Genomic DNA, 20,613 nt, shown 5'->3' with positions numbered 1-20,613 from the left:
ATCGACAAGGCCGCCGTAGCGCGGCCTTTTTGCTTTGACATCACGCCCCAATGCCGCCCATGAAACGCATCCAACGCCTGCCCGACCACCTCGTCAACCAGATCGCCGCCGGCGAAGTGGTGGAACGCCCCGCCTCCGCGCTCAAGGAAATACTGGAAAACAGCCTGGACGCCGGCGCGTCCAAGATCACGGTGGACCTGGCCCAGGGCGGCATCAAGCTGCTGCGCGTCACCGACAACGGCGGCGGCATCGCGGCGGAAGACCTGGCGCTGGCGCTGGATCGCCACGCCACCAGCAAGATCGCCTCGCTGGACGATCTGGAAAACGTCGCCACCCTGGGTTTCCGCGGCGAGGGCCTCGCCAGCATCGCCTCGGTGTCGCGGCTGACCCTGGTCAGCCGGCCGCCGGACGCCGAACACGCCCATCAGCTCATCGCCATCGACGGCGCGCTGCACCCGGTGGAGCCGGCCGCCCACTCGCCCGGCACCAGCGTGGAAGTGGTGGACATCTATTTCAACACCCCCGCGCGGCGCAAATTCCTGAAAAGCGAGAACACCGAATACGCGCACTGCGAGGCCGTTTTCGAGCGCATCGCGCTGGCCCACCCCCATGTGGAGTTCATGCTGCGCCACAATGGCAAGGTGATCTGGCGCCTGCCGGCGCAAAGCCTGGCCGAACGCGTGGCCGCGATGCTGGGCAAGGATTTCGTCGCCGCCGCCATCGAGATCGACACCGCCGCCGGCCCGCTGACGCTCAGCGGCTTCGTCGCCTCCCCCACTTACTCCAAGGCCAGCCGCGACGCCCAGTACTTCTACGTCAACGGCCGCTTCGTCCGCGACAAGACCGCGCTGCACGCGCTGCGCCAGGCCTACCGCGACGTCCTGCACCACGATCGCCATCCGGCCTATGCGCTGTTCCTGACCATGGAGCCGTCCGGCGTCGACGTCAACGTGCACCCGACCAAGATCGAAGTGCGCTTCCGCGAATCGCAGGCCATCCACCAATTCCTGTTCCACAGCGTGCACAAGGCTTTGGCCAGCACCACCGCCGGCGCCGCGCCTACCGTTCAGATCGCCGGCGCAGACTCGGCGGCCGAGCCCGCGCTGGCCCAGGGCGAATCCGCGCCCTTGTTCGACAAGCCGTTCAACCGGCCCGCCGCGCCCTCCTCCGGTCCGGCCGGGGGACAGCCCGCCTTCCGCTACCAGCAGCAGGCGATGCCGCTGCACGTGGCCCGGGAAGCCACCGGCATCTACGACAAGCTGTTCGGCGGCCTGCGCGAGGAAGAACGCGCCCAGCCCGCCGCGCCGGCGCCGGTGGAATACAGCCTGCCGCCGCAGCGCGTCGCCGCGCTGCCGCAAAGCGCGGACGGCGTTCCGCCGCTGGGCTTCGCGCTGGCTCAGCTGCACGGCGTCTACATCCTCAGCCAGTGCGAAGACGGGCTGATCCTGGTGGACATGCACGCCGCCCACGAACGCATCGTCTACGAACAGCTGAAAACCGCGCTGGAGGCCGACACCATCCCGATGCAGCCCTTGCTGCTGCCGGTGTCCTTCGCCGCCGATCGCATGGAGGTGGCCACCGCCCACGAGCACGGCGAGGAGATGAAGCGGCTGGGCATGGAACTGGCGCCGCTGTCCCCCACCCAGATCGCCGTGCGCGGCGTGCCGGTGTGGCTGAAGGACGGCAATCCGGTGGACTTGGCGCGCGCGGTGCTGAAGGATGTGCGCGAGTTCGGCCTCAGCCAGGTGCTGACCGAGCGCCGCAACGAGCTCCTGGCCACCATGGCCTGCCACGGCGCGGTGCGCGCCAACCGCCAGTTGACGCTGCCGGAAATGAACGCGCTGCTGCGCGATATGGAAGCCACCGAACGCTCCGGCCAGTGCAACCACGGCCGCCCCACCTGGACCCGGCTGTCCATGCGCGAGCTGGACAAGCTGTTCATGCGCGGACAATAAGCGATGCGCGTCACCGTTCTGGCGGAAAACCACAGCCTGCGGCCGGACTTGATCGCCGAGCCCGGCCTCGCGCTGCTGATCGAGGACGGCCCGCACCGCATACTGTTCGACACCGGCCGCAGCGACGCGCTGCTGCGCAACGCCAGTCAGCTGGGCGTCGATCTCGCCGCGCTCAGCCAGGTGGTGTTGTCGCACGGCCATTACGACCACAGCGGCGGCCTGCCTGCGCTCAGCCGGCTCTTGCGCCAGCGCGCGGCGGCGCCGCTGCCGCTGCTGGCCCATCCCGAGGCCTTCCGAGCGCGCGAAGCGCGGCTGGGGCCGATCACGCTGCGCAAGCTGGGCTCGCCGCTCGCCGAAGCCGATCTGCAAGCCAGCTTCGAGCTGCAATTGCACGCCCGGCCCCACGCCTTCGCCGACCGCTACGTCTTCCTCGGCCAGATTCCACGGCGGCGCCACGCCGAAGGCCGCGGCACCCTGGGCCGCCTCGTCGACGCGAGCGGCCACCGGCCGGACCCGGTGGCCGACGATTCGGCCCTGGTCTACCGCGGCGAGCAAGGCCTGATCGTCTTCAGCGGCTGCGCCCATTCCGGCATCCGCCACATCGTCGACTACGCGCGCGAAGTCTGCGCCGAGCCGCGCGTCCACGCGGTGATAGGCGGTTTCCACCTGCGCAGCGCGGCGCCGTGGCGCGTCTGGCGGACCCGCCGCTACTTCCAGCAACTGGCACCGGAGGGCCTGTACGCCTGTCACTGCACCGGCTACGCCCGTCACGCGCTGGCGCGCCAGCACCCCATCGCCGCCGGCAGTCAACTGAGCTTCGACTAAACCGGTTTCGACAGTTCCTGCCGCGGAAAAACGACAGTTCGCTCTTTCCGCCATTATTCACGGTCGGCGTGCCGCATTGCAGCATTCCGACCACCGCTCCGTCTCCTTCTCCCGCCTCCAAACCGCATAAACGCCGCCGCTGCGGGCTTTGGCCGTCCCGCCGCGCTCAGCGCGTCCGTCTTCGTCCGGTCGCTAGCAAAAAACGGCGCGAATACACCTGAAAAAAAGAACAGGTGTGTGCTTAGTCCTTCCCTGCACATGCTTATGTCCAATACCACTTACATACAACTTTAATACAACTTAAATACAAGTCGGCGCGCCGCGCCGGCCTTTCGCCCCGCCTTTTTCCAAGAAGGAGATGGACTGTGAGCAAAGCCTTACTGCTGCTGAAAACCGGTCTGGCCGGCACCGCCGTGGCCGGCGCCGCGCTGCTGGCCGCCCAGCACGCCCCCACCGCCGCCAAGGCGCCGGCATCCGCCGCCCGCGACGGTCTGATCAAAACCGCGGCCGCCAGCTGCGCCGACCCGGCCTGGAGCGCCGGCTCGATCTACACCGGCGGCCAGCGCGTCAGCTACCAGGGCCAGACCTGGGAGGCCAAATGGTGGACCCAGGGCAATACGCCCTCCGCCAGCGACGCCAGTCCATGGAAATTGATCGGCCAGTGCGACGGCGGCGGCGGCAACCCGACCGAACCGCCGCTGGTGCAAGTGCCTCCGCCCACCGGCAACGCGCTGTGCCGGCCGGAAGGGCTGGCGCGCACCGACGGCGTGGACGTGCCGTATTGCGCGGCCTACCAGAAAGGCGGCGCCGAGCAGTTGGCCAACGGCAGCCGCAAGCGGCTGATCGGCTACTTCACCAGCTGGCGCACCGGCAAGAACGGCCAGCCGGCCTACCTCGCCAGCGACATCCCCTGGGGCAAGCTCACCCACATCAACTACGCCTTCGCCCACGTGGACGGCAACAACCGGCTGTCGGTAGGCGAAAACAATCCCGGCAACCCGGCCACCGACATGAGCTGGCCGGGCGTGCCCGGCGCGGAAATGGACGCCAGCCTGCCCTATAAGGGCCACTTCAACCTGCTGACCCAGTACAAGCGCAAATACCCGGGCGTCAAAACCCTGGTCTCGGTGGGCGGCTGGGCCGAGACCGGCGGCTATTTCGGCGCGGACGGCAAGCGCGTCAACAGCGGCGGCTTCTACAGCATGACCATCAACGCCGACGGCAGCGTCAACCAGGCCGGCATCGACGCCTTCGCCGACTCCGCCGTCGCCTTCCTGCGCAAATACGGCTTCGACGGCGTGGACATCGACTTCGAATACCCGACCTCGATGAACGACGCCGGCAATCCGCTGGACTGGAGCGTCGCCAACGCCCGCCGCGGTTCGCTGAACAAGGGCTTCAACGCGCTGACGCGGACATTGCGCGAACGGCTGGACCGCGCCGCCTCCCAGGACGGCCGCTACTACCAGCTCACCGCCGCGGTGCCGGCCTCCGGCTATCTGCTGCGCGGCATGGAAGCCTTCCAGAGCCTGCGCAACTTCGACTTCGTCAACGTGATGTCCTATGACCTGCACGGCGCCTGGAACGAGTTCGTCGGCCCCAACGCCGCGCTCTACGACGACGGCAAGGACGCCGAACTGGCGCGCTGGAGCGTGTACACCACCGCGCAATACGGCGGCATCGGCTATCTGAACACCGACTGGTCCTACCACTACTACCGCGGCGGCCTGCCGGCGGCGCGCGTCAATATCGGCGTGCCCTACTACACCCGCGGCTGGAAAAACGTCAACGGCGGCAGCAACGGCCTGTGGGGCACTTCGGTGGGCGGCAACTGCCCGACCGGCCTGAAAACCTGCGGCGACGGCGCGGTGGGCATAGACAATCTGTGGCACGACCTGGACGAACAAGGCCGTGAAGTGGGCGCCGGCTCCAACCCGATGTGGCACGCCAAGAACCTGGAGAAAAACCAGGGCGGCAGCTATCTGTCCGCCTACCTGGACCCGAGCAAGCCGGAAAACCAGCTCAGCGGCAGCTATCAGCGTTTCTACAACGACACCCTGAGCGCGCCGTGGCTGTGGAACGCCGGCAAGAAAGTGTTCCTGTCCACCGAGGATGAGCAGTCCATCGCCAAGAAAGCCGCCTGGGTCGACGCCAACAACGTCGGCGGCGTGATGTTCTGGGAACTGGCCGGCGACTACGACTGGAAACAGGAGCGCAACGGCGGCAAGGGCGAGTACTTCATCGGTACCACGCTGACCAGCCTGCTGTACAACGCTTTCAGCAAACCGGCCGCCGTCAGCGTCAAGCCCGCCGCCACCGCCCCGGCCGCCACCGCCGCCATCGACGTCGGCTTCTCGCTGGACGGCTACGCGCTGGGCGACAGCAATTATCCGATCAACCCCAAGCTGACCATCACCAACCGTTCCGGCAGCACCCTGCCCGGCGGCACCGAGTTCCAGTTCGACGTGCCCACCTCGGCGCCGTCCAACTTCGCCGACCAGTCCGGCTTCGGACTCAAGGTGATCAGCGTCGGCCATAGCGGCAACAATATCGGCGGCCTGAAGGGCGACGCCCATCGCGTCTCGGTCAAGCTGCCGTCGTGGCAGTCGCTGGCGCCGGGCCAGAGCGTCAGCCTGGCCGTGGTCTACTATCTGCCGATCTCCGGCCCGCGCAACTTCAGCGTGACTTTGGGCGGCAAGACTTACGCCATCCGCGAGGAGGCGCCCTACCTGCCTTACCTACGCTGAGATCCGCTTCAAAGTCTGGCGCTGGCTCGCCAGACTTTGAACGGGTTCTGAATTCCCTCGTTCTCCTCAGTACCTTCCAAGCCGGGTTCGCCCGGCTTTTTTTCTGCGCCGCCGTCCGCCGGCGGCTGCCATTGCATCAACTCGTTCAAGCGTTCCAGCGCCGCCTGCGGCGTCAAGCCGAACACCGGCTTTTTGCCGTCGAGAAAACGCTGGTAAAACAAGAAGGTCGGATCGGTTTTCATCGCTGTGGACTCCCGCTGTGGATGCGAGTATTGTCGGCGCAATATGAGGCAATAAAAATTGCTGACTTTCAATCAGGAAACTTCCTCTTATGTCCGCGCGGCTCGCCCAGCAATACCAGAAGCTCCATCATCACTTCGCCGGCCAGACCGAGGCCGTCTCGCTGCAACAGCTGGCCGACCTGCTGTTTTGCACGCGTCGCCACATGCGCAGCCTGCTGCAACAGATGCAGGCGCAAGGCTGGATAGCGTGGCAGGCGCAAGCCGGGCGCGGCATGCGCTCGCAACTGCGCTTTCTGCAAGCCCCGGAGCAGTTGCAGCGGGAGCGCGCCGCGCAATTGCTGGAACAGGGCCGGGTGGAGCAGGCGGTGGACTTGCTGGGCGACGACCGCGGCGAGCTGGCGCCCTTGCTGTTGGCGCGGCTGGGCAAACGCTGGAGCCAGGACCGCCAGGTATTGGGCGTGCCTTATTACCGGCCCTTGCCCAACCTCTACCCCGGCACGCCCTTGCGCCGTTCCGAGCGGCATCTGGTCGGCCAGATCTTCAACGGACTGAGCCGGATAAATGAGGAAAAAGGGGAAGTAGAAGGCGATCTCGCCCATCACTGGAGCCAGCAGGGCCCGCTGGAATGGCACTTCCACCTGCGACCGGCGGTGCGCTGGCACGACGGCCGCGAGCTGAGCGTCGCCGATGTCCAGGCCTCGCTGCTGCGCTTGCGCGCGCAGCCGCTGTTCTCCCATCTGCAAGCCGTGCGGCCCTTGTCGCCGCGCAGCCTGGCGCTGGAATTGAGCGAGCCCGACCAATGGCTGCCCTGGCTGCTGGCCGACAGCGCCGCGCTGATCCTGCCGGCCGACCACGCCGCCCGCGCCGACTTCGCCTCGCGCCCGGTGGGCACCGGCCCTTACCGCGTCGCCGCCAACACCCGCCACCGGCTGTGCTTGCAGGCCTTCGACGATTACTTCGGCTACCGCGCGCTGCTGGACCAGGTGGACATCTGGATGATGCCGGAACTGGGCGAACAACTGGAACACGGCAACGGCCAGGTCTGCGGCCTGGAAGTGCGCATCAATCCGCGCGAGCCCAGCGTGCAGACCGAAATGGCGCTGGAGTCCGGCGTCTACTTCCTGCTCGCCGACGGCCGCTCCCCGCGTCTGCACGACGCCGCGCTGCGCGACTGGCTGGCCCAGGCCCTGGCGCCGCTGGCCGTGATCCATGAAACCGCGCCGGCGGTGCGTCAGTACTGGGCGCCGGCCGCCGGCCTGCTGCCCAATTGGCACCACGCCCAGCCGGCCTTGAACCTGAAGCCGCCGGACGGTCTGAGCGCGCTGCGTCTGGCGTATTACGAGCAGCATCCGGAGTACCAATTGATCGCCGCCGCGATGGCGCGCTGCCTGCGGCCCCACGGCGTGACGCTGGAATGCCTCGCTCTGCCCTACGCCGACTGGGAGCAGGGCCGGGCCGACGCCGATGTGTGGCTGGGCTCGGTCAACTTCGCCACCCGGCCGGAATACTCGGTGGCCGCCTGGGTGCTGGGCACCCCGCTGCTGCGCCGCTGCCTGGAGCCGGCGCTGCCGCTGGCGCAGTGGCATCAGAGCTGGCGCCAGGGCCTGTTCCGCGCCCAGGATCTGTCCGCCGCCGTGGTCCAGCAACGCTGGATGCTGCCGCTGTTTCACAACTGGCTGCGGCTGCAAGGGCCGGCCCAGATGCAGGGCGTGCGCCTCAACAGCCTGGGCTGGTTTGATTTCAAGTCCGCCTGGCTGCAAGCGGACGGCTGAAGCGGTTCAAACGCGGGGTCGCCTGATGCCGCGCGAATAATTTCACATAAAGATACTTTAAGTAAAATATCTTCCCAGGAATACATATCCATGACATAATCGCCCCCCATGGACAAGATAGACACCATCATCTCCCAGTGGCGGCGCGAGCGGCCCGATCTGGACAGCGCCAGCATCGGCGTCATCGGCCGGCTGGCGCGGCTGGTCACCCATGTGGAGCGCGCGCTGGCCGACAACTTCGCCCGCTTCGGACTCAAGGACGGCGAGTTCGACGTGCTGGCCACGCTGCGCCGCGCCGGCGCGCCCTACCAGCTATCGCCCACCATGCTCTACACCACGCTGCTGCTGACCTCGGGCGCGGTCAGCAAGCGCCTGGACCGGCTGGAGAGCGCCGGCTGGGTGGAGCGCCTGCCCGACCCCAAGGACCGCCGCGGCATGCTGATCCGTCTGAGTCCGGCCGGACTGGAGCTGATTGAGCGCGCGATGAGCGCCCACATCGCCACCCAGGACACCGCGCTGGCCGCGCTGGCCGCGCCGCAACGCGAACAACTGGCCGCGCTGCTGAGCCAGTGGCTGCAAAGCTTCCCCGGAGAAGCGCAAGCCGAAGCGACGCCCCAAGCTCGCCCCCTCCCCACCGAAAGCAAAACTTCATGAAGCAAGACACCTCCGTTCAGCGCCCGCTGTGGCTGGCGCTGTCCATCATCCTGGTGGGCCTGAACCTGCGCCCCGCCCTCGCCGCCATCGGCCCGCTGCTGGACCAGCTGCGCCACGCCACCGGCATGAGCTTTAGCGACGCCTCGCTGTTGACCACGCTGCCGGTGGCCACCATGGGCGCCGGCGCCTTTCTGGGCAGCTGGCTGGAACGCCGCGCCGGCGCGCGGCTGGGCGTGGTCATCGCCCTGCTGCTGATTTTCTTGTCCAGCGCGCTGCGCTGGCTGCCGGCGAGCTTCGGCGCGCTGCTGGCCACCGCGCTGATGGCCGGCATCGGCATCGCGCTGGCCCAGGCCCTGATTCCCGGCTTCATCAAGCAGTATTTCCCGCACAAGGTCTCGGCGCTGATGGGCTTCTACATCACCGCCATCATGGGCGGCGCCTCCCTGGCCGCCGCCGGCGCGCCGTGGCTGGCCGCGCATAGTGCGCATTGGCAAAACGGCCTGGCCGCCTGGGCCGCTCTGGCGGCGCTGGCGCTGCCCTGCTGGCTGCTGAGCGCGCCGCGCCGCGCTCCCGGCGGCGGCTCCGCCGCGCGCGCTCCGCAATTCAGCCGGATCCCGCGCGCCTGGCTGCTGGCCTTTTATTTCGGCATCGGCACCGCGGTCTACGCCAGCTCGCTGGCCTGGCTGCCGGCCTTGTTCGTGCAACTGGGCTGGAGCCAGCAACAAGGCGGCCTGATGCTCAGCTTCATGACCGGCATGGAAGTGGTGTCCGGCCTGACCATCCCGCTGTTGTCGGCGCGCAGTCATGATATGCGCGGCTGGCTGACCCTGGTGTTGCTGGCGGTGCTGGCCGGCTTGCTGGGCATGGTGCTGGCGCCGCACGGCGGCCTGCTGCTGCTGTGGGTGGCGCTGCTGGGCCTGGGCGTGGGCGGCCTGTTCCCGCTGACCATGATTCTGACGCTGCACCACTACGAGGACGCGCGCAACGCCGGCCAGTTGTCGGCCTTCGTGCAGGGCATAGGCTATCTGATCGCCGCGGTGGCGCCCTTCGCCGCCGGCTGGATCCGCGACGCCACTTCCAGCTTCAATCTGGCCTGGCTGTGCCTGGCGCTGCTGATCGCCAGCCTGCTGGTGCTGACCCGCCGCTTCGCGCCCCAGGGCTACGCCGAAGCGATGCAAAACCCGGCCGTCGTCGCCGCGCAGCCCCGTTGATCCCGGGACGGCGGCACACCACAGGAGAAAGTCGATGAGCACAACCGTTCCCTTCCGCCTGAGCAATCCCGCCGGCCTGTACGACCCGGCGCCCAACGGCTATTCCCATCTGGCCATCGTCGACGCCGGCAGCCGCATGCTGCTGGTGGCCGGTCAGGGCGGTGAAAACGCCGCCGGCGAACTGGCCGACGGTTTCGAGGCGCAAGTGCGCCAGGCCTTGGCCAATCTGCGCACCGCCTTGGCCTCCGGCGGCGCCGATCTCGCCCATGTCGCCAAGCTGACGGTGCTGATCGTCGATCACAGCGAAACGCGGCTGCGCGCCTTCGGCGCGGAACTGGCCGCCGCCTGGGGCGCGCTGCCCGCGCCGGCCTGCACGCTGATCCCGGTGCCGCGGCTGGCGCTGGACGGCATGCTGTTCGAAATCGAGGCCACCGCCTTCCTGCCCGCTTGACTCTCCGACGCAAATCCGACGCAAAAAAGCCCGCCGTGAAGGCGGGCTTTTTTTCATTGGCGGCCGCGCTCAGCGCCGCGGCATGAAGCGCACGTAATCGCCTTCTTCCACCTTGCCCGGCGCCTGCACCGCGCCGACGGCGAAATTGGGCTGTACCTGGCTGATGACGACGTCGCCGGCCAGGGTTTCCGGCACGCCCAGCTCGCGCCCGGAGATCAGATCGCGCACCGGCTGCGCGCTCTTGCGCTGATAGACCAGGAATTTATCGCCGACGGCGACGCCGTCCAGCGAGCCGGCGTTGATGTAGACCTGGCGCGGGCCGGCCAGTTTGACGATGCGGGCGGAGAACGGAATGCAGGAAATCACCTCGCCTATCCTGCTCACCGCCTGATCCAGCGCCCGGTTCACCGCCTGGCCGTAATCGCTCTGCCAGAACGCCGCCGAGGCGAAGGGCCGCGGCGGATTCGGCGTCACTTCGCCCTTGGCCAGCTCCGACACCCGCTCGCGGGCCAGCAAGGCGCCGGTCAGCGCGTCGTACACCCAGACTTCGGCGTCGAACTGGCGCTCGGTGGGCACGTATTTGACTCCGCCGCCGAACAGGCCGGCGAACGGCCCGTTGTAGAACGTCCCCTGCTGACTGGTGTTGTTGGACTCGTACAGCGATTTGCGCAGCCCCTTGGCGGTGGCGCCGGTGGCCAGCACCCGCCCGGCCACCACGAACTGGGCGTCCTCGGATTGGCCGATGCGGCGGGCGATCTCCGCGCCGGCGGCCGGTTCGGCCACGCGCGCATCCGCCAGCACCGACACCGTGTTGGCGTCCAGCAGGCTGTACATGCGGTTGGCGCCCAGCCTCCGCGACAGCTCGGTGGGCAGGCCGGTGGCCAGCTCCGGCATGTCGGACGCCTCCGCCGGGCGGTCCACCTGGAAATACGTGGTGACGATCTTGCGGCGCAGGCTGCGGCCCGGCGGCATCGCGCAGGCGGCCTCCTTGCCGCGCGCGGCGCCGGACGGCTTGGCGGTGTCCACCTCCACCAGCACATGGTAGAGCTTGCCCTGCTGGAACTCCTTCACCACCTTGACCGCGCCCTGCGCCGGCGCCAGCGGCGTCAGCGTGCCGGACTCGCTGCTCCTGCCGTAATCCAGCCCCTGCGAAGCCTCCACCCGCGCGCCCTGGCGCAGCGCCACCATCTTGAGCGCGTCCTGCAGCGCCTGCTCGCGCGCGGCGGCGACGCCGTTGTCCAACGAGGCCACGCCCTCGGCGCGCATGATCTCGGCGCCGGCCGGACAAACAAAAGCCGCCGCAAACGCGGCGGCCAGCAGGGTACGGAAACGAAACCGCATCATTGAGCCATGTAGTAGTTGCTGTTGTAACGCGCCGCGCCGCAATTGCCCTCGGCGCACTGCAGGCCGGACGTGGCGTTTTCCTGCGAAGCCTTCATCACGCTGCCGGTCTTGTCCAGCGCCTGGCGGAACTGCTTGTAGAAGTCCTGATCCAGCGTGATCTCGGCCACCGCCTCGCTGGTGCCGTCCGGCTTCATGCTGTTGGACACGATGTTGACCCCGCGCAGATAGGCGTCCACATAGGTGCGGAAGCTATCGCTGTTGGCGATCATGTTCGACACCGAGCTGTTGCCCACCAGCTTCATGCCCTGCACCTGTTCCGCGATGGCGCGGAAAGCGTCCAGCCGGGCGGCGCGCAAGGCCAGCAGCTTGCGCTGCGACGGCGTCAGACTGGAGGTGTACGGCGCCGCGCCGCTGCCCACCACCCGCACCACGATGGGCTGATAGGGATTCACTTCCTTGACCACCACCTTGGGCGCTTCGGTTTCAATGCCAGGACCGACGAAACCGACGCCGCTCGGCGTCATCCCCGCGGCGGCGCGCGGCGCCTCGGCGGCCAGCGGCGGACGCTCGGCGGTGGCGCAGGCGGACAAGCCCAGCAAGACGGACAGGAAGCAGGCAACACTGGGAATCGTTTTCATGGCAAATACCGTTGGATATTGCTCGAATTATGAAGCGATCTAAGCGAACGTCAACCGCAACATCGGCATTCCTATGCAAAACTTGAATAAAAACAAAATCCCGCCCGCATCAATGGCCGCCGGCGTCCGCCCGGTTCAATTGCCGCGCCGAGGAAAATCCGGCCGCCAGCGCGGCCTTCTCCTTGGACAGGCCGGCGCCGCGCCACTGGCTGGCCAGCGCCAGGCGCAGCCCGGTGTGATAGTCGTGCACCGACACGCCGGCGTGCTCGCGGAACAAGCGCGACAAATGCCTGGCGCTGACGTGCACCTGGCCGGCCAAGTCCTCCACCCGCCAGCCGCGCGCCGGATCGGCGGCGATCAGGTCCTGCGCCTTGTGCACCGCCGGGTGCAAATGGTTGCGGTGCGTCAGCCACGGCGACAACTCCGGATCCCCGGCGGAACGGCGGAAATACACCACCATGTGGCGCGCCACGTCCCGCGCCAGCGCCGGGCCGGCCAGCTGCGCGATCAGCTGCAGCGCCAAGTCCACCCCCGCGGTGATGCCGGCGCTGCTGCTGATGGGCCCGTCCTGCACGAAGACGCGGTTCTGCTGCACCCTGGCCTGCGGCGCCAGTTGCTGCAAACGCTGCAGCAGGGTGTGGTGAGTGGTGCACTGGCGGCCGTCCAGCAGGCCGGCTTCCGCCGCCAGCAGGCTGCCTGAGCAAATGCTGGCCACGCGCTGGCGGCCGGGGTCCACCCGGCGGCGCAGCCAGCGCACGATCTCGCGCGCCTCCGGCCGCGCATAGGCCTCGATCGAATGCGCGGCGCCGCTGATCACCACCAGCGCCTCGTCCGGCAGCGCGTCCGGCAAGGGCGCCGCGCCTTCAAGGCTCAGGCCCAGCGAGGTGGGCACGCCGGCCGCCGGCGCGATGTAATGCGGCCGGAACGGCGCGCCCAGTTGCGCGGCGATGCGAAAAGCGTCGGCCGGGCCGGCCAGATCCACCAGCAGCAGATTGGGCGGCAGTACGAAAAAGATATCAAGCGCCACGCGTCGCCGCTCCTGCGCGCCGGCGCGCCAGCCAGCGCGCGCCGAACACGTTCACCGCCAGCCCGGCCAGCAACAACAGGCTGCCGGCCGCCTGCAGCGCGTTCAGGCGCTCCCCCAGCAGCAGGCCCGAGGCCAGCACGCCCACCACCGGCACCAGCAGGGAAAACGGCGCCACCTTGCCGGCCGGATGGCGCGACAGCAGCCGGCTCCACAAGCCATAGCCAAACAGAGTGGCGACAAAAGCCAGATAGGCCACCGCGAACAGCGCCTGCGGCGTGAAATGCGCCAAGGCGGCGGCGATGCGCTCGCCCCCTTCCAGCCACCAGGACAGCAGGAAGAACGGAATCGGCGGCACCAGGCTGGACCACACCACCAGGCCCAGCGGCTGCACGCTGTAGCCGGCGCGGCCCATCTGCCTCACCACCACATTGGACAATGCCCAGCTGAAGGCGGCGGCGATGGTCAGGCCCAGGCCCACCGCCGTCATGCTGCCGCCCTTGCTCAGGCCTATCAGCGCCAGGCCGCCCAGGGCCAGCAGCAGGCCGGCCATCTGGCTGGCCTGCCAGCGCTCGCGCAGCCACAGCGCAGCCAGGATCAGGGTGAAGAAGGCCTGCGATTGCAGCACCACCGAGGCGAGGCCGGCCGGCATGCCCAGCTTGATCGCGGTGAACAGGCAGGCGAACTGGCCGACGCCCACGCTGAGGCCGTAGGCCAGCAGATAGCGCCACGGCAGCGCCGGCCGGCGGATGAAGAACAAGGCCGGCACCGCGGCCAGACAGAAGCGCAGGCCGCCCAGCAGCAAGGGCGGCACATCGGACACGCCCCATTTGATCACCACGAAGTTGACGCCCCACACCAGCACGATGGCCAGCGCCTGCAAGAGATCACTCCACGGCATCGCCGCCTCCCTGAGCCTGCGCGCCCGGCCACAGCACCGCCTGGGCGACGATGACGCGCTCGCCGTTGAAGGTGGCCGCCGGCGAGCCGTACAGCCGGTAGCCCAGGGCCAGCGCCTCGCTGACGCGGCGACAGAAGCCAGCGTCGTCCGGGCCGGTCAGCAGACGGTAGACCGGCATGTCGTCGGGCGGAAGGGTGGGCTGCATGCAATTCTCCCATGGCTGCGCGGCGGGCCGCGCCCGCCGCATTCATTTTGGATATCGCTTTACGGTAACATCAGATAGTCGAGATGGCGATGGTCAAATACCCGCCGTTCAGCGCGCCAGCTTGGCCAGCGCCTGCTCCACACTGACGACGTCGGCGAAACGGCCGGCCAGCACCAGCTCGGTCTTGGCGCGAATCTCCGCCGCGCTGAACACCTGGCCGCTATGCGGATGGCTCATGTCGAAAGTCAGCGTGGCCTCGGTGACGAAATCCACCTCGTAGCCCAAGTCCGAGGCCACCCGGGTGGTGGTTTCGCAGCATTGCTCGGTGCGGATGCCGGACACGATCAAGCGCTGGACGCCGTGGCGGATGAGCCAGGGCTGCAGGCCGGAATCGGTCAGGGCGTTGTGCACGTGCTTGACGAAGGTGGCGGCCGGCCGGTGGCGCAGCCACTCCAGCGGCCGCACCAGGCCGGACTCGGCGGAAAAGGCGGCGTCGCCGTCTTCGTGCAGAATGTTGATCACCGGCGCGCCCAGTCTCTCGGCGCCGGCGATCAATTGCTGCAACTTGTCCTGAAAGGCCGGAATCTCGTCTTCCTTCCAATACGGACGGTGGCGGAACGACTCTTGCGCGTCAATCACCAGCAAGGCGGTTTTCTTCATGGCGGTTTCTCCCTCGCGTCCGGGCCGGACGCTGTTGAACACAGCCCGAATGCTACGGACTCTCCCGCCTTTATTTAACGCTGATTACGGACAAGCCGCTGTCAAAAACGGACATCGTGCCCACCGCTCGCGGCGCCGCCGGCGCGGCCGCGACCTCGGCCGCCCGCGCCGGGCCCTGCGGCTGGAATTCGTCGTACAACAGCCACAGCGCGGTGGCCGCCATCAACACGCCCATGCTCAGATTGAAACCCAGCAAGGCGCGCGGGCTGGCCAGCCAGGCGCGCAAGCGCTCGCCGGCCCAGGCCCAGACGCCGATGCAGGGCAGATTGACCACGGCGAACACCGCCGCCAGCATGGCCGCGCCCAGCCAGCGCTGCCCGTCCGCCGCCGGCATGAACAGGATGGCGGCGTTGATCACCATCACCCAGGCCTTGGGATTCAGCCATTGAAACAGCGCCGCGCCGACAAAGCCCAGCGGGCGCGCCGCCGCGCCCGCCTCCGGCTGGCCGGCGCGGGCGATCTTCCAGGACAGCCACAATAGATAAGCGCAGCCCAGCAGGGCCAGCGGCAGCCGCGCGGCCTGGATGCCGTCCAGCAGCAGCGACAGCAGGCTGCCTACCAGAAACACCTGGAAAGCGCAGCCCAGGCTGATGCCCAGCATGTGCGGGATGGTGCGGCGAAAGCCGAAATTGACGCCGGACGCGGTCAGCATCAGGTTATTGGGGCCGGGGGTGATGGACATCACCGCCACGTAGGACAGTAGGGCGAATTCGGGCATGACGGGCTTCACTTTCTTGCTCCGCGCCGGCCGGCGGCGCGGTATGACGATGCATGGGGCCGACGCGGCCCCGCTTTCCCAATCCATGCTACGCAGCGCCTCGCCGCGCCGACAGCCGCAGCTGTCACCTTTCGCGGTGGTGACAGCGCGGCGTTTCCTCAAACTGTCACCATCGCCTATCATGGGCACTGTGTCTGTCTACCACCGCCCAAGCGCGGCAAGCTGTGCTCATGGAACCCATTGTCGCCCCCCAAGCCCCCACGCTGTATCAGCAACTGGCCGACGATCTGTCGCTGGCCATCAAGCGCGGCACGCTGCCGCCCGGCGCCAAATTGCCGTCGGTGCGGCGCACCTCGCAAAGCCGCCAGCTCAGCCTGAACACCGTGGTGGCCGCTTACCGGGTGCTGGAAGACCGCGGCCTGATCGAGGCCCGGCCGCAATCCGGCTACTACGTGCGGGCGCGGCTGCCGTCGCCGGCGCGGCCGGCCGCCACCCTCAGCAGCCCGGCGGCGCCCACCCGCCCGCAGGTGCTGGGCCTGATCGACACCGTGCTGGAAGCGCAGCAGAACGAGGACTACATCGACCTGGCGCTGGCCTGTCCGCACGGCGGCGACTTCTACCCCGGCGGCAAGCTGGGCCGGCTGATGGGACAGATACTGCGCCGCCAGCCCGGCATGATCAGCCGCTATGCGCTGCCGCCGGGCTCCTTGCGGCTGCGCACCCAGATCGCGCGCCGCGGTCTGGAACTGGGCATGACCTTGCAGGCGCAGGACATCGTGCTCACCCACGGTTGCATGGAAGCGCTGCAATTGGCGCTGCGCGCGGTGACCCGGCCCGGCGACACCGTGGGCCTGGAATCGCCCACCTATTTCAACCTGCTGCCCTTGATCGCCAGCCTGGGCCTGAAAACGGTGGAGATCCCCACCGATCCGCAAACCGGCCTGTCCATCGACGCGGTGGAACTCTTGCTGGCGGAAAAGCGCATCAACGCGCTGGTGGCGATGCCCAATGTGCACAATCCGCTGGGCGCGACCATGCCGCTGGAGGCCAAGAAACGGCTGGCGCGGCTGATCACCCGCCACCAAGTGCCGCTGATCGAGGACGCGCTGTACGCCGAGCTGCAGTTCGGCGACACCCTGTCGCCTGCGGTCAAGGCCTTCGACGACGAAGGCTGGGTCATCGTCTGCTCCAGCTACACCAAGACCCTGGCGCCCGATTTCCGCATCGGCTGGATGGAGGGCGGACGCTTCGGCCACGCGCTGCGCCAGCTCAAATTCGCCTCCTCCGTGGCGGAGCCGGCGGTGCTGGCGGAAACCCTGGGCGCCTTTCTGGAGTCCGGCGGCTACGACCATCATCTGCGCGCGCTGAAGCGGCGCTACGCCGCCCACGTGGAAAAAGTCCGCGGCATGATCGCGCGCCACTTCCCGGCCGGCACCCACGCCACCGCGCCTTCCGGCGGTTTCCTGATCTGGGTGGAACTGCCCGAGGACATCGACGCGGTGGCGCTGTTCCACGCCGCCATCGCGGAAAAGATCAGCATCATGCCCGGCCCGCTGTACTCCCCCAGCGGCCGCTATCCCAACGCGCTGCGGCTGTCCTGCTGCTATCCGCTGGACGACCGCTATCTGGCGGCGCTGGCGCGCGTCGGCGAACTGGCCGGCCTGCTCCGGCGTTCATAAACCCCCGCCGGCAACGCCCGCCGGCGGCGGATCCCGCGCAAGCCCGCGCCCCGCCGCGCGCGAAGACATGTTCAAGACGCGCCGGCGTTTTTATGAACCACTCATATAGCTATTAAGTGGTTGGCCTTTTTGAAATCCATGCCTAACAATGAAGCAAGACCTGACCGCGTCCGCAGCGGGCGCGAGCGCAGAAAGAGACTTCATGCCGACGATCAAGAAACCAGCCGCCGCCGATAGCGGGCCCGCCGCCGGCAAACACCAACGCCGTCTGCGCGACTTGCTGAACCGCTACGACGCCGCCTTCGCCGCCGGCGCGTCGCTGGACAGCCTGTTGCGCCAGCTGGAGCAAGTGCGCGATTACGCGCTGCGCCACGCCATAGGCGAAGCGCAGATGCTGTCCGCGCTGGCCGCTCAGCCCGCGCTGCCGCAGGACAGCGCCGCCGGACGACAGGCGCGGCAGATGCTCACCGACATGACCCACAGCCTGGGGCGGCAGCTGCTGCAACCGGCGCTGAGCGCCGCCGCCAAACCCCAGCCGCCGCCGGCCCAGGCCATGCTGGAGCAATTGGACGACGGCGTGCTGCTGCTGGAGCCCAGCGGCCAGCAAGTGCTGTACGCCAACGCCGCGCTGATGGAATTGCTGGGCCTCGCCGAGCCGCCCGCCTATCCCCTCGCGCTCTCGGCGCTGGCGCCCGACAGCGGGCTGGCCGAAGCGCTGCGGCCGCTGCTGGCCCTGCCCAAGGACAAACCCAGCCAGATCGCCGCCACCCCGCTGCGCCGGCCGGACGGCGACGCCGGCCATGCCGACATCCGCGCGCGGCCGCTGCGGGCCGAAGGCCAGGACTGCCTGCTGCTGACCTTCCACGACGCCACCGACCGGCTCACCTCCGAGCAACTGCTGACCCGCCATCTGGACATCCTCGCGCAACTGGCCGGCCTGTCCGCCGAACTGGCCAGCCAACCGGCCGAACCGCTGTGGGCGCGCATGAGCGGCCTGCTGGAGCGCGTGGGACGATTCCTGGGCGCCGACCGCTGCCTGCTGGCCCTGCTCGACGCCGAAGGCAAGCAAGTGCGCATCGCCCGAGAATGGCGAAACGAGGCGCGGGCGGCCGGACCGCCGGCCGAGGCCCCGGCCATCCCCCGCTCCAAACTCTGCTGGCTGGAACAACAGCTGGGCCAGCAACGCACCTTGCAACTGAACGACAGCGCCGACGCGCCGGAAGCCGCCGCCGCGCTGCGCCAATTGCTGGGCGACAACGGCCAGAGCGCGCTGCTGGCCACGCTGCGGCCTCGCCAATGCTGGCGCGGCGTGTTGGCGGTCAGCGCGCCGACGCCGCATAGCTGGCTGTGGATAGAGCAACACATGCTGCAATCGGTGGCGGACATGCTGTCCAACTTCCTGGAGCGCAGCCAATACCACAGCGACGCTCAACGCCGTCAGAGCGAGGCGCTGGCCCAGGCGCGAATAGGCCATTGGGAATGGCGGCGCGGCGACGCCGCCCCGCATTGGTCGGAAGAGCTGTACCAATTGTGGCGGCTGGACCCGGCCCGGCCCCCGCCGCCGCTGGCGCGCTTGCCCGCCTTGCTGCCGCCCGCCGACTGGCCGCCGCTGCGCCGCTGCCTGCGCCAAGTGCTGCGCCGGCGCGAAACCGCGCAGCTTGACCACCGCATCCTGCTGCCGGACGGCGGCGACCGCCACGTGCGCCATCACATCTCGCTGGAACAGGACGGCCGCGGCCGCGTCGTCCGCCTGAGCGGCACCTTGCAGGACATCAGCGAATTCAAGCGCCGCGAACAGACCCTGCAGCAGGCCGCCGCCGTTTACGAACACACTTTGGAAGGGGTGATGATCGCCGACGCCGATCTGCGCATCCTCGACGTCAACCCGGCCTTCAGCACGCTCACCGGCTACGCCCGCGCCGACCTCTTGGGCCAGAGCCCGCGCCTATTGCATTCCGGGCGCCACGACGCCGGCTTCTACCGCCGGCTGTGGCAGACCGTGGCGGAACACGGCCGCTGGCAAGGCGAAATCTGGAACCGGCACAAGGACGGCAGCGTGGCGCCGGCCTGGCTCACCGTCACCGCGGTGCGCGACGCCGACGGCGCGGTGCGCAACTACGTCGGCGTGTTCTCCGACATCGCCCAGATCAAGAAATCCGCCGCCGAAATGGCGCAGCTGGCGCATTACGACTCGCTGACCACCCTGCCCAACCGGCTGCTGTTCCTGTCGCGGCTGGAACACGCGATCCAGACCGCCAAACGCGAGCGCCGCCGCGTGGCGGTCTTGTTCATCGATCTGGACAACTTCAAGCAGATCAACGACACCCGCGGCCACGGCGCCGGCGACCGCCTCTTGGTGGAAGTGGCCGCCCGGCTCAAGGACTGCCTGCGCGCCAACGACACCGTGGCCCGCATCGGCGGCGACGAATTCCTGATCCTGCTGGAGAACCAGAAAGCCGACAATCCGGTGATCGACATCGCCAACAAGATCGTCAAAGCCTGCGCCCGGCCGTTCCGCCTGGAAGAACAGGAGGTGGAAGTGGGCTGCAGCGTGGGCATCAGCATCTACCCGCGCGACGGCCAGGACGCGGAAACGCTGATGCGCAACGCCGACGCCGCCATGTACCAGGCCAAGAACGACGGCAAGGGCGCCTTCCGCTTTTACACCGAGGAGCTGACCCAGCGCGCGCGGCTGCGGGTGGAACAGGAACGCGAGCTGCGCCTGGCGCTGGAGCGGCGCGAACTCTTCCTGGTGTTCCAGCCCAAATATCATCTGCAAAGCGGCGCCCTGATCGGCGCCGAGGCCTTGCTGCGCTGGCAGCACCCGAGCCGGGGCCTGATCGGGCCGGACACCTTCATTCCGCTGGCCGAGGAAACCGGCCTGATCATCCCGATCGGCAGCTGGCTGATCCGCCACGCCTGCGGCATTCTGCGCCGCTGGAAGGACGCCGGCCTGTCGCCGGGCGTGCTCAGCCTCAATATCGCCGGCGCGCAAATCCAGCGCGCGCCCATTCTGCAAACCCTGAAGCAGGCGCTGCGCGACTGCCGGGTTCCGCCGCAGCAGATCGAACTGGAAATCACCGAGCGCTTCGTAATGAGCAATCCGGACGCGCATCTGTCGGTGCTGCGAGAGCTGCGCCAACTGGGCGTCGGCCTGTCCATCGACGATTTCGGCACCGGCTATTCCTCGCTCAGCTATCTGCGCCAATTGCCGGTGCAAACACTGAAAATCGACCAATCGCTGGTGCGCGGCCTGCCGGACCGCGAGCACGAAACCAGCATCAGCCTGGCCATCATCTCGCTGGCCAAAACCCTGCACCTGGGCCTGGTGGCCGAAGGCGTGGAAAACGAAGCCCAGCGCCGCTTCCTGCTGGACGCCGGTTGCGAGCACGGCCAAGGTTTTCTCTACGCCCGGCCGATGCCAGAAAACGAATTCGCCGAACTGGTCAAGAAAGGCGGCGCGGCTCCGCTCCGCCTCTAATGAACCGGTTTACGACCCGCCGCGCTTAGGCGGGATAGCGGGACAA

At 68.2% G+C, this 20,613-nt stretch carries 17 protein-coding genes; 9 read left to right on the top strand and 8 right to left on the bottom strand.

Features of this window, described 5'->3' with window-relative positions; all coding sequences use genetic code 11:
• The first annotated feature begins 59 nt into the window (after window positions 1–59).
• The 3 genes from mutL to NK214_RS07220 all read left to right on the top strand — a co-directional run bounded on the left by mutL (window position 60) and on the right by NK214_RS07220 (window position 5,527).
• A complete protein-coding gene (mutL, locus tag NK214_RS07235) occupies window positions 60–1,955 on the top strand; it encodes a DNA mismatch repair endonuclease MutL (protein WP_253314123.1) in 1,896 nt (631 codons plus the stop codon).
• 3 nt (window positions 1,956–1,958) lie between these two features.
• A complete protein-coding gene (locus tag NK214_RS07230) occupies window positions 1,959–2,780 on the top strand; it encodes an MBL fold metallo-hydrolase (protein WP_253314122.1) in 822 nt (273 codons plus the stop codon).
• Between the two features lie 365 nt (window positions 2,781–3,145).
• Complete coding sequence (locus NK214_RS07220) at window positions 3,146–5,527, top strand: chitinase C-terminal domain-containing protein (RefSeq protein ID WP_371926191.1); 2,382 nt, start codon at window positions 3,146–3,148, stop codon at window positions 5,525–5,527.
• A gap of 8 nt (window positions 5,528–5,535) precedes the next feature.
• On the opposite strand, the gene NK214_RS07215 is transcribed toward NK214_RS07220, so the two are convergent.
• The gene (locus tag NK214_RS07215; protein ID WP_253314121.1) at window positions 5,536–5,841 is read right to left on the bottom strand and encodes a hypothetical protein; all 306 of its coding nucleotides are present in this window, start codon (window positions 5,839–5,841) and stop codon (window positions 5,536–5,538) included.
• A gap of 17 nt (window positions 5,842–5,858) precedes the next feature.
• Between NK214_RS07215 and sgrR the strand changes: the two genes are divergently transcribed.
• The 4 genes from sgrR (at window position 5,859) to NK214_RS07195 (ending at window position 9,857) form a co-directional block, all read left to right on the top strand.
• On the top strand, window positions 5,859–7,541 hold the full coding sequence (gene sgrR / locus NK214_RS07210) for an HTH-type transcriptional regulator SgrR (protein WP_253314120.1): 1,683 nt from the start codon (window positions 5,859–5,861) through the stop codon (window positions 7,539–7,541).
• 108 nt (window positions 7,542–7,649) lie between these two features.
• Window positions 7,650–8,195 carry a MarR family winged helix-turn-helix transcriptional regulator gene (locus NK214_RS07205; protein ID WP_107800256.1) on the top strand — a complete coding sequence of 182 codons (546 nt, stop codon included), beginning with the start codon at window positions 7,650–7,652 and terminating at the stop codon, window positions 8,193–8,195.
• Window positions 8,192–9,406 carry a cyanate transporter gene (locus tag NK214_RS07200; RefSeq protein WP_253314119.1) on the top strand — a complete coding sequence of 405 codons (1,215 nt, stop codon included), beginning with the start codon at window positions 8,192–8,194 and terminating at the stop codon, window positions 9,404–9,406. Before NK214_RS07205 ends, NK214_RS07200 begins: the two co-directional genes overlap by 4 nt.
• Window positions 9,407–9,440: 34 nt before the next feature.
• A complete protein-coding gene (locus tag NK214_RS07195) occupies window positions 9,441–9,857 on the top strand; it encodes a RidA family protein (protein ID WP_253314118.1) in 417 nt (138 codons plus the stop codon).
• Between the two features lie 69 nt (window positions 9,858–9,926).
• Here NK214_RS07195 and NK214_RS07190 read toward each other — a convergent pair whose 3' ends face one another.
• The 7 genes from NK214_RS07190 to NK214_RS07160 form a co-directional block, all read right to left on the bottom strand.
• A complete protein-coding gene (locus NK214_RS07190; RefSeq protein WP_107801919.1) occupies window positions 9,927–11,198 on the bottom strand; it encodes a flagellar assembly protein T N-terminal domain-containing protein in 1,272 nt (423 codons plus the stop codon).
• Window positions 11,198–11,839, bottom strand: a complete 642-nt coding sequence (locus NK214_RS07185) for an LPP20 family lipoprotein (RefSeq protein ID WP_227107597.1) — start codon at window positions 11,837–11,839, stop codon at window positions 11,198–11,200. Before NK214_RS07185 ends, NK214_RS07190 begins: the two co-directional genes overlap by 1 nt.
• A gap of 109 nt (window positions 11,840–11,948) precedes the next feature.
• Entirely contained in the window at window positions 11,949–12,866 is a 918-nt protein-coding gene (locus tag NK214_RS07180; protein ID WP_107800260.1) for a GlxA family transcriptional regulator, read from the bottom strand.
• Window positions 12,856–13,764, bottom strand: a complete 909-nt coding sequence (locus tag NK214_RS07175) for an EamA family transporter (protein ID WP_253314117.1) — start codon at window positions 13,762–13,764, stop codon at window positions 12,856–12,858. The genes NK214_RS07180 and NK214_RS07175 overlap by 11 nt, the downstream gene beginning before the upstream one ends.
• Window positions 13,751–13,942, bottom strand: a complete 192-nt coding sequence (locus tag NK214_RS07170; RefSeq protein ID WP_227108571.1) for a DUF1737 domain-containing protein — start codon at window positions 13,940–13,942, stop codon at window positions 13,751–13,753. Before NK214_RS07170 ends, NK214_RS07175 begins: the two co-directional genes overlap by 14 nt.
• Before the next feature lie 135 nt (window positions 13,943–14,077).
• Entirely contained in the window at window positions 14,078–14,629 is a 552-nt protein-coding gene (locus NK214_RS07165; protein WP_253314116.1) for an isochorismatase family protein, read from the bottom strand.
• A 70-nt stretch (window positions 14,630–14,699) separates the two neighbouring features.
• A complete protein-coding gene (locus NK214_RS07160; protein WP_107800264.1) occupies window positions 14,700–15,407 on the bottom strand; it encodes a LysE family translocator in 708 nt (235 codons plus the stop codon).
• A 230-nt stretch (window positions 15,408–15,637) separates the two neighbouring features.
• Between NK214_RS07160 and NK214_RS07155 the strand changes: the two genes are divergently transcribed.
• Window positions 15,638–17,086, top strand: coding sequence for a PLP-dependent aminotransferase family protein (locus NK214_RS07155; protein ID WP_107800265.1), 1,449 nt, complete (start codon window positions 15,638–15,640; stop codon window positions 17,084–17,086).
• 202 nt (window positions 17,087–17,288) lie between these two features.
• Complete coding sequence (locus tag NK214_RS07150) at window positions 17,289–20,567, top strand: EAL domain-containing protein (RefSeq protein WP_253314115.1); 3,279 nt, start codon at window positions 17,289–17,291, stop codon at window positions 20,565–20,567.
• Window positions 20,568–20,613: the final 46 nt, after the last annotated feature.

It is taken from the genome of Chromobacterium sp. S0633 (assembly GCF_024158805.1).
GTDB lineage: Bacteria > Pseudomonadota > Gammaproteobacteria > Burkholderiales > Chromobacteriaceae > Chromobacterium.
The sequence above is the reverse complement of the archived record's forward strand: the minus strand, read 5'-3'. Positions and strand labels throughout refer to the sequence as shown.

Bases quoted from the DNA above. Each gene is read 5' to 3' on its own strand.
- NK214_RS07170 (WP_227108571.1), bottom strand. From the start codon at position 13,942: ATGCCGGTCTACCGTCTGCTGACCGGCCCGGACGACGCTGGCTTCTGT.
- NK214_RS07200 (WP_253314119.1), top strand. From the start codon at position 8,192: ATGAAGCAAGACACCTCCGTTCAGCGCCCGCTGTGGCTGGCGCTGTCC.
- NK214_RS07150 (WP_253314115.1), top strand. From the start codon at position 17,289: ATGCCGACGATCAAGAAACCAGCCGCCGCCGATAGCGGGCCCGCCGCC.
- NK214_RS07195 (WP_253314118.1), top strand. From the start codon at position 9,441: ATGAGCACAACCGTTCCCTTCCGCCTGAGCAATCCCGCCGGCCTGTAC.
- NK214_RS07205 (WP_107800256.1), top strand. From the start codon at position 7,650: ATGGACAAGATAGACACCATCATCTCCCAGTGGCGGCGCGAGCGGCCC.
- NK214_RS07155 (WP_107800265.1), top strand. From the start codon at position 15,638: ATGGAACCCATTGTCGCCCCCCAAGCCCCCACGCTGTATCAGCAACTG.
- NK214_RS07165 (WP_253314116.1), bottom strand. From the start codon at position 14,629: ATGAAGAAAACCGCCTTGCTGGTGATTGACGCGCAAGAGTCGTTCCGC.
- NK214_RS07160 (WP_107800264.1), bottom strand. From the start codon at position 15,407: ATGCCCGAATTCGCCCTACTGTCCTACGTGGCGGTGATGTCCATCACC.
- NK214_RS07185 (WP_227107597.1), bottom strand. From the start codon at position 11,839: ATGAAAACGATTCCCAGTGTTGCCTGCTTCCTGTCCGTCTTGCTGGGC.
- NK214_RS07230 (WP_253314122.1), top strand. From the start codon at position 1,959: ATGCGCGTCACCGTTCTGGCGGAAAACCACAGCCTGCGGCCGGACTTG.
- NK214_RS07190 (WP_107801919.1), bottom strand. From the start codon at position 11,198: ATGCGGTTTCGTTTCCGTACCCTGCTGGCCGCCGCGTTTGCGGCGGCT.
- sgrR (WP_253314120.1), top strand. From the start codon at position 5,859: ATGTCCGCGCGGCTCGCCCAGCAATACCAGAAGCTCCATCATCACTTC.
- NK214_RS07175 (WP_253314117.1), bottom strand. From the start codon at position 13,764: ATGCCGTGGAGTGATCTCTTGCAGGCGCTGGCCATCGTGCTGGTGTGG.
- mutL (WP_253314123.1), top strand. From the start codon at position 60: ATGAAACGCATCCAACGCCTGCCCGACCACCTCGTCAACCAGATCGCC.